This window comes from Caulobacter sp., from assembly GCF_965279145.1.
In the GTDB taxonomy this organism is placed as follows: domain Bacteria; phylum Pseudomonadota; class Alphaproteobacteria; order Caulobacterales; family Caulobacteraceae; genus Caulobacter.
This window is the reverse complement of record NZ_OZ257139.1, coordinates 789033-802071: the sequence shown is the minus strand read 5'-3', so window position 1 is coordinate 802071 and position 13039 is coordinate 789033. Positions and strand designations below refer to the sequence as shown.

The following is a 13039-nucleotide window of genomic DNA, read 5'->3' as shown; positions in this document are numbered from 1 at the left end:
GGCCGTCGCGTCCCATTATTATCGGAGCCACCTCGTGAAGCGGACATTCCAGCCGTCGAAGCTCGTGCGAGCCCGCCGTCACGGCTACCGCGCGCGTATGGCCACCAAGAACGGCCAAAAGATCGTTGCGCGTCGCCGCGCCAAGGGCCGTAAGCGCCTGACGGCCTAAGAGCGGCTCAACCCCGCTCTTTTCTCCCGTTCGCGGGAGGCACAGACCATGACAAAAGCCGCCTTTTCCCAGAGCCTGACCTCAGGTTTTCGCCGGAAAGGGCGGCTTTTTTCATGACCGCGACCCAGATGGCGGACGCGGTGAAGATCGAGCGCCTGAAAAAGCGTCCCGATTTCCTGCAGGCCGCCAAGGCCCCGGCCCTGTCGCGCGGGGCGGTCTTCATGCAGATGCGCGCCCGCCGCGACGACAACCCCCTGATCCGCGTCGGCTTTACCGCCACCAAGAAGGTCGGCGGGTCGGTCGAGCGCAATCGCGCCAAGCGTCGCCTTCGCGAAGCCGCCAGACTCTTGTTGCCCCTTCATGGCCGCCCCATGTGCGACTATGTGTTCATCGCGCGCGGCGGCACCCGCACCCGCGAATGGGGGCGTTTGCTTGACGATGTGAAAAGCGCGCTGATAAGCCTCGCGGCCGAACATGATCGCGCGGACGCTCGGGCCAGGCTGGCCCAATCCGCTGATCTTCCTGAATCTTCGCCTTTGGACGCTTCCGCGCCCGATCCCTCCGTTTCCGGTTAAGTCATCCATGCAGAACGACAACAAAAACACGTTGATGTTCATCGTCAGCGCGTTCGCGATCCTGATCGGGTACCAGTTCTTCATCCTGGGTCCGCAGCAGAAGAAGGCCGAGGCCGAACTGCGCGCGAAAAAGATCGCCGAGGAGAAGATGGTCGCGACCCAGCCGGGTCTGGTGATGGGGCCTGATGGCAAGCCCGCGCCGCTGACCCTGTCGCGCGACGCGGCCAAGGCGCTCAGCCCGCGCCTGGTGGTCGACACGCCGGCCCTGTCGGGTTCGATCTCGCTGAAGGGCGGCCGCATCGACGACCTGTACCTCAAGCGCTACGCCGAAACGATCGCCAAGGGCTCGCCGCCCGTCGAGCTGTTCCGCCCCGAGGGCGCCGAGCACGCCTGGTTCGCCGATTTCGGCTGGGCTGGCGCCAACCTGCCGGGCCTGCCCGACAGCCGCACGATCTGGACCGCCGCGCCGGGCCAGGTGCTGCGTCCGACCACGCCGGTCGTCATGACCTATGACAACGGCCAGGGCCTGGTGTTCACCCGCACGATCTCGGTCGACGCCCAGGCGATGTTCACCGTCGCCGACAGCGTCCGCAACCAGGGCGGCCAGACCCTGTCGCTGGCCCCCTACGCCACCGTGCAGCGCCAGGGCATCCCGGCCACGCTGGGCAAGACCGGCATCGTCCACGAAGGCGCCATCGGCGTGTTCGGCTCGGCCGACGGCAAGGGCCATGACCTGAAGCAGTCCAAGTACCAGAAGTGGAAGAAGGACCATCCGCTGGAGACCTTCACCTCCAAGGGCGGCTGGACCGGCATCACCGACAAATACTGGCTGGCCGCCGTGATCCCCGACCAGTCGCAGGATGTCACCGCCCAGTACCGGGTCACCCAGTCGGGTCCTGTCGATATCTATGACGTCAATTTCGTCGGCCCGGCCAAGGTGCTGGCCCCCGGCCAGACCCTGACCCAGAACACCCGCCTGTTCGCCGGCGCCAAGACCGTGCCGCTGCTGCGCAGCTATGAGTACGGCGGCCAGCCCCCGGCCTGGTGGAAGTTCTGGGACGCCAAGGCCCCGCAGATCGCCCGCTTCGACGACGCGGTGGACTGGGGCATGTTCCGGTTCTTCACCCGCCCGATCTTCAACATCATGGAGATCTTCTACAAGATGGTCGGCAACTTCGGCGTCGCCATCCTGCTGCTGACCGTGGTCCTCAAGCTCGTCCTCTATCCGATGGCCGACAAGAGCTACGAGTCGATGGCCAAGATGAAGAAGATCGCGCCCGAGGTCGAAAAGCTGAAGGTCAAGTTCAAGGACGATCCCGCCAAACAGCAGCAGGAAATGATGGCGCTGTACGGCAAGGAGAAGATCAATCCGATGATGGGCTGCCTGCCCATGCTGATCCAGATCCCGGTCTTCTATTCGCTGTACAAGGTGCTGACCGTGACCATCGAAATGCGGCACGCGCCGTTCTTCGGCTGGATCCAGGATCTGTCGGCCCGCGATCCTTCGACCTTCATGAACCTGTTTGGCCTGATCCCCTGGGATCCGGCGACGGCGCCGCTGATTGGCACGTTCCTGGCCGGTCCGCTGCACATCGGCGTCTGGCCGCTGCTGTACGGCTTCACCATGTGGCTGACCACGTCGATGAACCCGCCGGCCGCCGATCCGGTGCAGCAGAAGATCTTCCAGTTCTTCCCGATCATCTTCACCTTCACCCTGTCGCAGTTCTCGGTGGGCCTGGTGATCTACTGGTGCTGGTCCAACGTCCTGACCATCCTGCAGCAGTACATCATCATGCGCCGCTACAAGGTCGAGAACCCGATCGACAAGATCATCGCCCGCTTCCAGGGCAAGACCGCAACGGCCACCTGATGACTGAACCCAACTTCGCGCCGCCTGAAGGTCCCGTCTTCACCGAGGAAGAGATCGAGGCGGCGCGAATCCTGTTCGCCCAGCCCGTGGCCTTCATGATGGGGGCCGTCAGCATGGACGGCCTTCCGGGCGCCTTCGCGCCAGAAGTGTGCTTCGCCGGCCGCTCCAATGTCGGCAAGTCCAGCCTGATCAACGGGCTGGTCGGGCAGAAGTACCTGGCGCGGGCGTCCAACGAGCCGGGCCGCACGCGCGAGATCAACTTCTTCGTGCTGGCCGAAAAGCTGCGTCTGGTCGACCTGCCGGGCTACGGCTTCGCGCGGGCGTCGAAGACCACGGTCAGCAAGTTCCAGGACCTGGGCCGGGCCTATCTGCGCGGCCGCGCGACGCTCAAGCGCGTCTATCTGCTGATCGACGCCCGCCATGGCCTCAAGAAGGTCGACAGCGAGGCGCTGGACGCCCTGGATACGGCGGCGGTCTCCTACCAGATCATCCTGACCAAGGCCGACAAGATCAAGCCGCACGAGGTCGAGAAGGTCACCGCCGAGACGCTGAAGGCCATCGCCAAGCGCCCCGCCGCCTTCCCGCGCGTGCTGGCCACGTCGTCGGAAAAGGGCCTGGGCATGCCGGAACTGCGCGCCGAGATCTCGCGGGTCTGCCTGGACGAGTAGGCGGGCCAGAGCCTCTCATAATTTCTCCGTCATTCCCGCCCTTGTGGCGGGAACCCCTCGTGCCGCCGCTGGGGCGGGAGGGGCGGATCGCTAGCGATCCGCTTGCGCTTCACGTGTCAGCTGAACCAGAGGTTCCCGCCACAAGGGCGGGAATGACGGTTATAATATTTGATCCTACGACCCCAGCCGCTTGTAGCTGGACGTGCAGCGCGCGCTGCACTGGGCCCATTGCGCTGGACACTGATCATCGTCCTGGGCCTTGCAGAAATAGTAGGTGCGCGCGCAGCTGGCCCGGCACTGGCCGGCGTCGCCGCCCGGCGTGGTCGAGGCCAGCGGAATGGGGGACTGCAGCACAACACTGGGCGCGATCACGGGCGCCGCCGCTGCGGGGGCCTTTTTCGGCTGGACCTGCTTGGCTGGCGGAGCGGCGGCATGGACCGGCGAGGCCAGGGCCAGGGTCATCACCAACAGGACAAGGGCGCGGCGCATGGCGGCAGCCTAGCGCGCGGGCGGTTAAGGTTTGGCTAACCATGTTTTCCGTCTCCCGCAGGGGGGAGAAGTACCTCAGCCGTTCAGCTTCTCGATCAGCGCCATCGCCGCCGCCGGGTTGCGCACCTTGGCTCCGGAGATGAAGTAGGCGAACACGTCGCCGCGCTGGGCCCAGGCGCGGGTCTGGGCGACCACGCCGTCCAGCTCCTCGGAGGTCATGCCGGTGGGCTCGTCGTCGCGGCTGCACATCAGACGGGCATAGGTGAAGTCGGCGGTGGGCTCGTCAATGCGCGGCCAGTCGGGCGACTCGTCGTCGACGGCGTAGACGATGGCCGCGCCGTACTTGGCGGCCAGATCGTAGAAGGCCTGGGTCTGGAAGGTGGGGCTGCGCACTTCCAGCGCGTGACGCGCCGGCCGGCCGCCGATCTCCTTGGGCAGCAGCTTCAGGAAGCCCTCGAAGTCGACCGGATCGAACTTCTTGGTGGCCATGAACTGCCAGTTGATCGGGCCCAGCTTGGGACCCAGCTCTTCCAGGCCCTGGGTCAGGAATTTTTCCAGCGAGTCGTTGTTCTCCGACAGCACCCGGCGGTTGGTGCAGTAGCGACTGGCCTTGACCGAAAACACGAAGTCATCCGGCGTCTCGTCGCGCCACTTCATCCAGCTGTTGGGCTTGAAGGTGGAATAGTAGGTGCCGTTGATCTCGATGCTGGTCAGGTGGGACGAGGCGTATTTCAGCTCGTCCTTCTGCTTGACCGTGTCGGGATAGAACACGCCCCGCCAGGGCTCGAAGGTCCAGCCGCCGATGCCGGCCCGGATGACGCCTGTGGACATGCCTGTTCCCTTCCTGTTCCGGGTGAACTTAGGGGAGGTTTTGATGGGCGTCGAGCGCCTAAATCCTCCCCCTGAAGGGGGAGGCGGCCGGAGGCCGGAGGGGAAGACCGCATTGAGTCTGCGGGACTTCCCCCTCCGTCGGCTTCGCCGACACCTCCCCCGCTAGGGGGAGGATCTTTGTCTCAGCACTCCACCCGGTTGACCGACAGCCCCACGGCCAGCCCGCCCATCGAGGTTTCCTTGTAGATCTCGTTCATGTCCTCGCCGGTGCGCTTCATCGTGGCGATCACCTTGTCGAGCGACACGCTGTGCTGCCCGTCGCCCAGCAGCGCCAGACGGGCGGCGTCGATGGCCTTGATCGCGCCCATGGCGTTGCGCTCGATGCAGGGGATCTGCACCAGCCCGCCGATCGGATCGCAGGTCAGGCCCAGATTGTGCTCCATGCCGATCTCGGCGGCGTTCTCGATCTGGGCGTTGCTGCCCCCCAGAGCCGCGCACAGGCCGGCGGCGGCCATTGAGCAGGCCACGCCCACCTCGCCCTGGCAACCCACCTCGGCGCCGCTGATCGAGGCGTTGCGCTTGTAGAGCGCGCCGATGGCGGCGGCGGTCAGCAGGAACACCCGGATCTGCTCGGGTGAGCCGTTGTGGAAGCGCACGAAGAACCGCAGCACGGCCGGCACCAGCCCCGCCGCGCCGTTGGTCGGGGCGGTGACCACCCGGCCGCCGGCGGCGTTCTCTTCGTTGACCGCCATGGCCCACAGATTGACGAAGTCCATGGCCGCCAGCGGGTCGCTGATCTGGCTCTCCATGCGGCCCTGGATGGTCTGGTGGATCTGGCGGGCGCGGCGCTTGACGTCCAGGCCGCCGGGCAGGACGCCGTCCTGGCGCATGCCCCGGTCAATGCAGGCCTCCATCGCGCCAAAGATGCGATCCAGGCCCGCGTGCATTTCGTCCTGGCTCATCCGCGACAGCTCGTTGGCGCCCATTACCCCGGCGATGGTCAGGCCGGCGTCGGCGGCCCGTTGCAGCAGGTCGGCGCCGCTCTCGAACGGGTGGGGGACAGGCGGGCCGTCGTCGGGCGGGACGTTGCTGCCCATCTCGAACTCGTCGCGCACGAAGCCGCCGCCGATCGAGAAATAGGTCCGTTCGGCCAGCACGGCGCCGGCGGCGTCGAAGGCCGAGAAGGTGAGCCCGTTGGGGTGCTGCGGCAGGCGCTCGTGGCCCAGCCAGACGATGTCGCGGGCCTCGTCGAAGGCGACGCCGGTTTCGCCGCCCAGCATCAGCCACTGGTTGGCGCGGGTCTCGGCCAGGGCCGCCTCGCCGGCGTCGGGGTCGAGGTCGGCGGGCACGAAGCCCATCAGGCCCAGGATCACGGCGCGGTCGGTGGCGTGGCCGCGTCCGGTCAGGGCCAGGGAGGCGTAGAGCCGGGTCTCGACGCGGGCGACGCTGGGCAGCTGGCCGGTGTCGCGCAGGCGGCCGACGAACCGCACGGCGGCGCTCATCGGCCCCATGGTGTGGCTGCTGGACGGACCGACGCCGAGCTTGAAGAGGTCGAAGACCGAGGCTGTCATTGGGGGAACTTGGTGGCTTTGCTAGGATCGCTTCGCCCCACCCAATCCGCTCTCCCCGGCGAAAGCCGGGGCCCAGATTCAGCCTGAGCGATTTGGGTTATCGCGCCCGCGATCCGAGCCGGTTCACGAGCGGTTGTGGGTTCGATCTGGGCCCCGGCTTTCGCCGGGGAGAGCGGGAGACGGGGCGGTGCGAGAAATCGAACCGCCCCGTTCATGGCCTACTTCCGATCCGCCTTGGACTTGTCGCGCAGCGCCTTGAACTCTGATCCCGCCTGCCATTCGGGCCAGACGCGCGAATTGGCGAGGTCCGCGCCCACCTCGTAGAACAGGCCGATGTCCATGGCCTGGCCGCTCAGGTCCCAGTCGGCTTTCCATTCGTCGGCCGGCTGATGGTAGCGGTTGTTGACGTAGTCTTCTTCGGCCTTCTCGCCGGCTTCCTTGCCGCCGTTGATCAGGTCATTGCCCGAGCCGACCGAGATGGCCGGCACGCCGCGCTTGGCGAAGGGGAAGTGGTCCGAGCGATAGAAGTGGCCGGCCTGGGGCAGGGGATCGGGCGTGAAGTAGCGGCCATGGGCCTTGGCCTTGGCCACCAGCAGATCCTGCAGGTCGACCTTGCCGTCTCCCGAGGTGGTGATGTCCTTGGCCGGACCCGCCGCCGACAGGGCGTCGATGTTGAGGTCGCCGACCGTCTTGCTCAGCGGATAGAGCGGGTTGGCGGCATAGTATTCCGAGCCCAGCAGGCCCTTTTCCTCGGCCGTGACGGCCAGGAACAGCACCGAGCGCTGGGGCGCCGGCTGGCTCTTGAACGCGCGGCCCAGTTCCAGCAAAGCCGCTATGCCATCTGCGTTGTCGACCGCGCCGTTATAGATCCTGTCGCCCTTGGCGTCCGGCAGGCCAACGCCCAGGTGGTCCCAGTGGCCGCTGTAGACGACGTATTCGTCGGGGTGGACCGAGCCCTTGACCACGCCGGCGATGTTCTTGGAGACGATCACCTCGTGCTTGACCTTGTAGTCGGCCGAGAACCGGGCGCCGGTCAGTTCCACCGGCTTGAAGTCGCGGGTCTGGGCCTGCTTCTTCAGGGCGTCGAAATCCAGGCCCGACTTCCTGAACAGGTCGACGGCGACGTCACGCTGGATCCAGCCTTCCATCGACGGATGCTGCTTGGCTGGCTCCTTGCGGACGATGTCGAACATCACATTGGTGTTGGAATTCTTGACCGTCGCCCAACCGTACGAGGCCGGGGCCGTTTCGTGCACGATCAGCATGCCGATCGCGCCCTGGCGCGCGGCTTCCTCGTACTTGTAGGTCCAGCGGCCGTAATAGGTCATGGCCTTGCCGCCGAAGTCGCCGGTTCCGGTCTCGAAGTCGGGGTCATTGATCAGCACGACGGCGATCTTGCCCTTCAGGTCGACGCCCTTGAAGTCGTCCCAGTTACGCTCGGGAGCCTTGACGCCATAGCCGACGAAGACCAGCGGGGCGTCCTTGATGGCGACGGCGTCGACATTGGTCATCGCGGCGCGGATCGAGACCTGCTCGCCCTGGGCCAACGTGATGTGGTCATTGCCAATCATGACGTGGGCGGCGACCGGGCCCTGGATCTCGAACTTGCCCAGCGGCACGTCCTGGGTCCAGGCGCGGGTCCCGTTCTTCTGGAGGTCGCCGGCCGGGGTCAGGCCGATGGCCTTCATCTGGTCGACGATGTAGGCGACGGCCTTCTTCTCGCCTTCGGTGGCGGGGCCGCGGCCTTCGAAGTCGTCCGAGGCCAGAACCTTGATGTGGGCCGAGAGCCGGGCGGGGTCGATCTTGGGCGCGTCAGCGGCGTGAGCCAGCATGGGCGCGACGATCAGGGCGGTGGCGAGCAGCAGGCGTTTCATCGTTGACACTCTTTGGGGTCAGATCTTGTCATTGGCGCGGACCGTATCCGGGGTCCGGGGGGAGGGGAAGCCGGTTCGGTTCGCGTAGCGAAACCTACTTTAAACCCGAGCTTCCCGGCGAAGGCCGGGACCCAGATTCATCCAGAGCGTCTGGGGATGATGCGCCTTCTGCCGCGACCCAACCCGCCGACCTTGGTGGGTTCGATCTGGGCCCCGGCTTTCGCCGGGGAGAGCGGAATTAGAGGGACGTCACCCGCCGCCCATCCACCGCCCAGCGCTCAAGCCGCTCGCCGTCCCAGACGTGCAGGGCGTCATAGAGATTGATCGTCGGATCGCAGTGGCCCGGCTGCAGCCAGACGATGTCGCCGACCTTGGGCGCATCGGTGGGGAAGGCGCGCGCGGGGTCGGCGTCGGCGGCGGTCACCGCTCCGGCGAAGCCCAGGGGATCGCGGCCGCCGGCCTTCAAGACGTCGATCATCGACGGGTGGGCGATCATGCCGTGCTCGTCGCCCATCGGTCGCCACAGCGAGCCCGGCGCGGCGCCCGAAATCACGCGGGCTGGCGGACCGTCCATCGACATGGCCTTGAAGCCGGCGTCGACCACGACATGGCTCTTGTGGCGGGTCGAGACCACACTGGCGGCGACGTAGAGCGCCGGTTCGAACGGCCAGGCGCCGCCGCCGGGTGGGCCGCAGTCGTCATATTCGACATCCATCACCGCGTAGGAGCCGGCCTGAAGCTCGGTGAAGACGCCCGACGCCAGGTCAAAGGCGTGGGTGCCCGTGCCGCCGCCGGTGACCACGGGCGGGGCGAGACCGGCGGCGGTCAGCTCGGCGACCAGGGCCTTCAGCGTCGCGAAGGCGGCTTCGTCGGCGGATCGGCGCAGGTCGCCGTCGTCCATGTGCTGCAGGTGGCCCAGATAGGCCTGGATCCCGGCGAAGCGCAGGCCGGGCGCGGCGTCGGCGGCGCGGGCCAGCGTCAGGGCTTCATGCGGATAGGCGCCGGTGCGGTGGGTGCCGAGATCCAGGTCCACCACTAGGCCCAGCGTCGTCCCGGCCGCCACGGCGGCGTCAGACAGCCGGTCGATCTGACCCTCGTCATCGGCGGTGACGCCGATCGTCGCGCCGGTCTTGGCCAGGGCGGCCAGTCGCGGGCCGGCCCAGGCCGGCGGCGGGGCGGTGACCAGAACATCCGTGATCCCGCCAGCCACGAAGGCCTCGGCTTCACCCACCGTCTGGGCGCACAGGCCGACCGCGCCGCGCTCGACGATCAGCCGGCCCAGGGTGGAGCACTTGTGGGTCTTGCCATGGGCCCGCAGGCGGACCCCGGCGGCGTCGCACAGGGCCTGCATTTGGGTGATGTTCCGCTCAAGGGCGGCGCGGTTGATGACCAGCAGGGGGGTCTGGGGGAGGGCGTCCGCGCTCGGAAATTTCATGTTGTTCCCTTCCCTTCAACCGTCATCCCGCGACTTGTTCGCGGGACCCATTCGTCCGCCGCACGTGCCGAGAGGAATGGAACACGCTCCTGCCAACTGAACCATGGGTCCCGCGCATAAAGCGCGGGATGACGGTTGTTGTTGGCGTCAAGCCTAACCGCTTAGAGCGCCGCCTCTTCCGTGATCCGCACATGGGCGTCGGTCACGTGGAAACCATAGACCTCGAGATCGTCCAGGCAGTCGTCGACCTCCACGCCAGGCATCGGCTGGCCCCGGATCATTTCAACCGCCTTGACCGCCGTCCAGGGGGCGTAGCGCTGGGGCAGGTTTGCGCCCGTCGCCTCGCCGGTGACGCCGAAGATCCGCCCGGGGCCACGAAAGAGATAGGTCTGCATGGGCTAGATCTCTCCGTTCAGGATGCGGGCGAACAGGGCGGGGTCGACATTGCCACCCGACAGGACGATCGCGCAGCTTTGCTCGGCCACCTCGATCTTGCCCGCCAGCGCCGCCGCCAGGGCCACGCAGCCGCCGGGTTCGACCACCAGCTTCAGCACAGAGAAGGCGTAGCGCATCGCTTCGGCCACCTCGGCGTCGGTGACGGCGACGATGCCGGTCAGGTTGCGCTGATTGATCGGAAAGGTCAGCTCGCCGGGGATCGGGGTCAGCAGGGCGTCGCAGATCGAGCGGGCGTCCTTGTCGATCGTCTCGCGCTGGCCCGAGATCAGCGAGCGGCGGGTCTCGTCGAAGCCGGCCGGCTCGACGCCCCACACCTGGGTCGAGGGCGACAGGGCCTTCACCGCCGTGCTGGTTCCGGCGATCAGCCCGCCGCCGCCGACGCAGCAGAGCACCCGGTCCAGCGTGACGCCCAGCGCCCTGGCCTGCTCGACGATCTCAAGCCCCAGCGTGCCCTGGCCGGCGATGATGTGCGGGTCGTCATAGGAGGGCACCACCACGCAGCCGCGCTCGCGGGCGATCTCGTCGGCGATGGCGACGCGGTCCTCGGTGAAGCGGTCGTAGAAGCGAATCTCGGCCCCGAAACCCCGCGTGCCGGCCACCTTCACGGCCGGCGAGTCGGACGGCATGACGATCAGGGCGGGGCAGCCGACCAACTGGGCCGCCAGGGCCACGCCCTGGGCGTGGTTGCCGGACGAGAAGGCCACGACGCCGCGCTTGCGCTCGTCGGCGGTCAACTGGCTGAGGCGGTTATAGGCGCCGCGAAACTTGAAGGCTCCGGCCCTTTGCAGGGTCTCGGGCTTGAGCAGAACGCGGCCGCCCAGGCGCGCGTTCAGCGCCGGGCTTTCCACCAGCGGGGTCTCGACGGACAGGCCCTGGAGGCGGCCGGCGGCGGCCTGGATGTCGGAAAGTGTGATGGTCATGCGAAAAGGTCTAGCTCGCTCGTGGTCCGATCGAAACCCTTTGCGAGCTTCGCCGTTCAAGCCATAACCGGCTCGGGGTTGGGCTGTTCAGGGAAACCACATGAAGACCGCACTGTTCGCCACCGTGGCCGCCGCCGCGCTGAGCCTGGCCGCGCCCGTCCTGGCCGAAGAAGTGTTCGTCGGCGCCTATAAGCACGACGTCACGTTCCTTGGCGACGCCGTTGGGCTGGGCGCCGCTGGCCGCGAGGACGGCGCCGATATTCACATCGGCTACCGCACCGACCGGCTCGAAAACCTGACCTGGCTGGGCAAGCCGCAGGTTCACGTCTTCGTGTCGCTGAACACCAACAACACCTCCAACTTCGTGGCCACGGGCTTTGACTGGCCGATCGAGCTGGGCGCGCCCGGCGGCTTCTATCTGCGGCCCGGCTTTGGCCTGGCCTATACCGACGGCAAGGCCGGCCTGCCGCCCGCCAACGCGCCGGGCCTGACCCAGGCTGAGCGCGATCGCCGCACCAACCTCTACTACACCCGCATCGATTTCGGCTCGAAGGTGCTGTTCGAGCCCGAGCTGGCCCTGGGCTATAAATTCAACGACCGCTGGTCCAGCGAGCTCAGCTACACGCACCTGTCCAACGGCCAGATCTTCCACCAGGGCAAGAACCAGGGGCTTGACGACGTAGGGGTTCGGCTGGTCTACGCCTTCTGACTTCGCGCCGGTCCGCTTTGACGGACAGCGTGTCGCCGCCCAAAATCGAATAAACGTCTGCGGCCGAGTCCTGTCGAAGGGCCGCGTGACGTCACCGGGCAGGTGACAAGGCATATCTCTACCATGGCCAATGTGACCGTCGTCGGCGCCCAGTGGGGCGATGAAGGCAAGGGCAAGATCGTCGACTGGCTGTCCAACCGGGCGGACGTCGTCGTGCGCTTTCAGGGCGGCCACAACGCCGGCCACACGCTGGTGGTCGACGGCAAGGTCTACAAGCTGGCCCTGCTGCCCTCTGGGGTAGTTCAAGGTAAGTTGTCGGTGATCGGCAACGGCGTGGTCGTCGATCCCTGGCACCTGCTGGGCGAGATCGACAAGATCGCCGACCAGGGCGTGATGATCTCGCCCGAACTGCTGATCCTGGCCGACAACTCCTGCCTCATCCTGCCGCTGCACAAGGACCTGGACCAGGCCCGCGAGGCCGCCTCCAGCCAGAAGATCGGCACCACGGGCCGCGGCATCGGCCCGGCCTATGAGGACAAGGTCGGCCGTCGCGCCATCCGCGTCGCCGATCTGGCCGACCCCGAAGCCCTGAAGCCCAAGATCGAGCGCCTGCTCAGCCACCACGGCGCCCTGCGTCGCGGCCTGGGTCTGCCGGAAGCCAGCGCCCAGGAGCTGTTCGACGCCCTGATGGAGCTGGCCCCGCGCATCCTGCCCTACGCCCAGCCGGCGTGGCGGGTGCTGGACCAGGCCTACAAGGCCGGTCGCAAGATCCTGTTCGAGGGCGCTCAGGGCGCCCTGCTGGACGTCGACCACGGCACCTATCCGTTCGTCACCTCGTCCAACACTGTCGCCGGCCAGGCCTCGGCCGGGTCGGGCATGGGCCCTTCGGCGACCGGCTATGTGCTGGGTATCGTCAAGGCCTACACCACCCGCGTTGGCGAAGGTCCGTTCGCGGCCGAGCTTGATGACGAGGTCGGCAAGCACCTGTCCACCGTGGGCCGCGAGGTCGGCGTCAACACCGGCCGCGCCCGCCGCTGCGGCTGGTTCGACGCTGTTCTGGTGCGTCAGTCGGTGGCCATCAACGGCATCCACGGCATCGCCCTGACCAAGCTGGACGTGCTGGATGGCCTGAAGACGCTGAAGATCTGCGTCGGCTACCGGATCGGCGACCGCGAGGTCGACTATCTGCCGGCCGGCATGCGCGATCAGGCCGCCGCCGTTCCGATCTATGAAGAGATGGAAGGCTGGAGCGAAAGCACCGCCGGCGCCCGCTCGTTCAAGGACCTCAACGCCAACGCCATCAAGTATGTGCGCCGCGTCGAGGAACTGATCGGCGCCCCGGTGGCCTTGCTGTCGACCAGCCCCGAACGCGACGACACCATCCTGATGCGCGATCCTTTTCAGGGATAGAATGCGCGCGACAGGCGTTGCGTAAACGCTTGTGAAGCTTGTTCGGACTAGCGTCCCCGCGA

General features: G+C 67.0%; 13 protein-coding genes and 1 pseudogene. 7 read left to right on the top strand and 7 right to left on the bottom strand.

From position 1 onward, the window contains the following. Window positions 1-34: 34 nt before the first annotated feature. The 4 genes from rpmH (at window position 35) to yihA (ending at window position 3282) form a co-directional block, all read left to right on the top strand. Entirely contained in the window at window positions 35-169 is a 135-nt protein-coding gene (rpmH, locus tag ACQY9P_RS03715) for a 50S ribosomal protein L34 (RefSeq protein ID WP_012284717.1), read from the top strand. A 128-nt stretch (window positions 170-297) separates the two neighbouring features. Then, complete coding sequence (rnpA, locus tag ACQY9P_RS03710) at window positions 298-744, top strand: ribonuclease P protein component (RefSeq protein ID WP_421738262.1); 447 nt, start codon at window positions 298-300, stop codon at window positions 742-744. 7 nt (window positions 745-751) lie between these two features. Continuing rightward, complete coding sequence (gene yidC, locus ACQY9P_RS03705; RefSeq protein ID WP_421736608.1) at window positions 752-2614, top strand: membrane protein insertase YidC; 1863 nt, start codon at window positions 752-754, stop codon at window positions 2612-2614. Beyond that, entirely contained in the window at window positions 2614-3282 is a 669-nt protein-coding gene (gene yihA, locus ACQY9P_RS03700) for a ribosome biogenesis GTP-binding protein YihA/YsxC (RefSeq protein ID WP_421736609.1), read from the top strand. The genes yidC and yihA overlap by 1 nt, the downstream gene beginning before the upstream one ends. A gap of 174 nt (window positions 3283-3456) precedes the next feature. Here the strand turns inward: yihA and ACQY9P_RS03695 are convergent, their stop codons facing one another. Both ACQY9P_RS03695 and ACQY9P_RS03690 read right to left on the bottom strand, forming a co-directional pair. After that, the gene (locus ACQY9P_RS03695) at window positions 3457-3771 is read right to left on the bottom strand and encodes a hypothetical protein (RefSeq protein WP_421736610.1); all 315 of its coding nucleotides are present in this window, start codon (window positions 3769-3771) and stop codon (window positions 3457-3459) included. A gap of 75 nt (window positions 3772-3846) precedes the next feature. After that, a complete protein-coding gene (locus tag ACQY9P_RS03690) occupies window positions 3847-4602 on the bottom strand; it encodes a DUF72 domain-containing protein (protein ID WP_421736611.1) in 756 nt (251 codons plus the stop codon). A gap of 61 nt (window positions 4603-4663) precedes the next feature. Here ACQY9P_RS03690 and ACQY9P_RS03685 point away from each other — a divergent pair. After that, window positions 4664-4778, top strand: a pseudogene (locus tag ACQY9P_RS03685) (hypothetical protein); the annotation flags it as partial. A gap of 6 nt (window positions 4779-4784) precedes the next feature. Here ACQY9P_RS03685 and ACQY9P_RS03680 read toward each other — a convergent pair. The 5 genes from ACQY9P_RS03680 to ACQY9P_RS03660 all read right to left on the bottom strand — a co-directional run bounded on the left by ACQY9P_RS03680 (window position 4785) and on the right by ACQY9P_RS03660 (window position 10858). Continuing rightward, entirely contained in the window at window positions 4785-6173 is a 1389-nt protein-coding gene (locus ACQY9P_RS03680; protein ID WP_421736612.1) for an L-serine ammonia-lyase, read from the bottom strand. Window positions 6174-6391: 218 nt separating this feature from the next. Continuing rightward, complete coding sequence (locus tag ACQY9P_RS03675) at window positions 6392-8047, bottom strand: M28 family metallopeptidase (RefSeq protein WP_421736613.1); 1656 nt, start codon at window positions 8045-8047, stop codon at window positions 6392-6394. A gap of 238 nt (window positions 8048-8285) precedes the next feature. Next, entirely contained in the window at window positions 8286-9482 is a 1197-nt protein-coding gene (locus ACQY9P_RS03670; RefSeq protein ID WP_421736614.1) for a DSD1 family PLP-dependent enzyme, read from the bottom strand. Window positions 9483-9643: 161 nt separating this feature from the next. Beyond that, complete coding sequence (locus ACQY9P_RS03665) at window positions 9644-9877, bottom strand: hypothetical protein (protein ID WP_421736615.1); 234 nt, start codon at window positions 9875-9877, stop codon at window positions 9644-9646. A gap of 3 nt (window positions 9878-9880) precedes the next feature. Further along, window positions 9881-10858: a threonine ammonia-lyase gene (locus ACQY9P_RS03660; RefSeq protein ID WP_421736616.1), complete on the bottom strand. Its 978-nt coding sequence runs from the start codon at window positions 10856-10858 to the stop codon at window positions 9881-9883. A gap of 100 nt (window positions 10859-10958) precedes the next feature. Between ACQY9P_RS03660 and ACQY9P_RS03655 the strand changes: the two genes are divergently transcribed. Both ACQY9P_RS03655 and ACQY9P_RS03650 read left to right on the top strand, forming a co-directional pair. Next, complete coding sequence (locus ACQY9P_RS03655; protein ID WP_421736617.1) at window positions 10959-11567, top strand: acyloxyacyl hydrolase; 609 nt, start codon at window positions 10959-10961, stop codon at window positions 11565-11567. Window positions 11568-11690: 123 nt separating this feature from the next. Then, window positions 11691-12977 carry an adenylosuccinate synthase gene (locus ACQY9P_RS03650; RefSeq protein ID WP_421736618.1) on the top strand — a complete coding sequence of 429 codons (1287 nt, stop codon included), beginning with the start codon at window positions 11691-11693 and terminating at the stop codon, window positions 12975-12977. The last annotated feature ends 62 nt before the right edge of the window (window positions 12978-13039 follow it).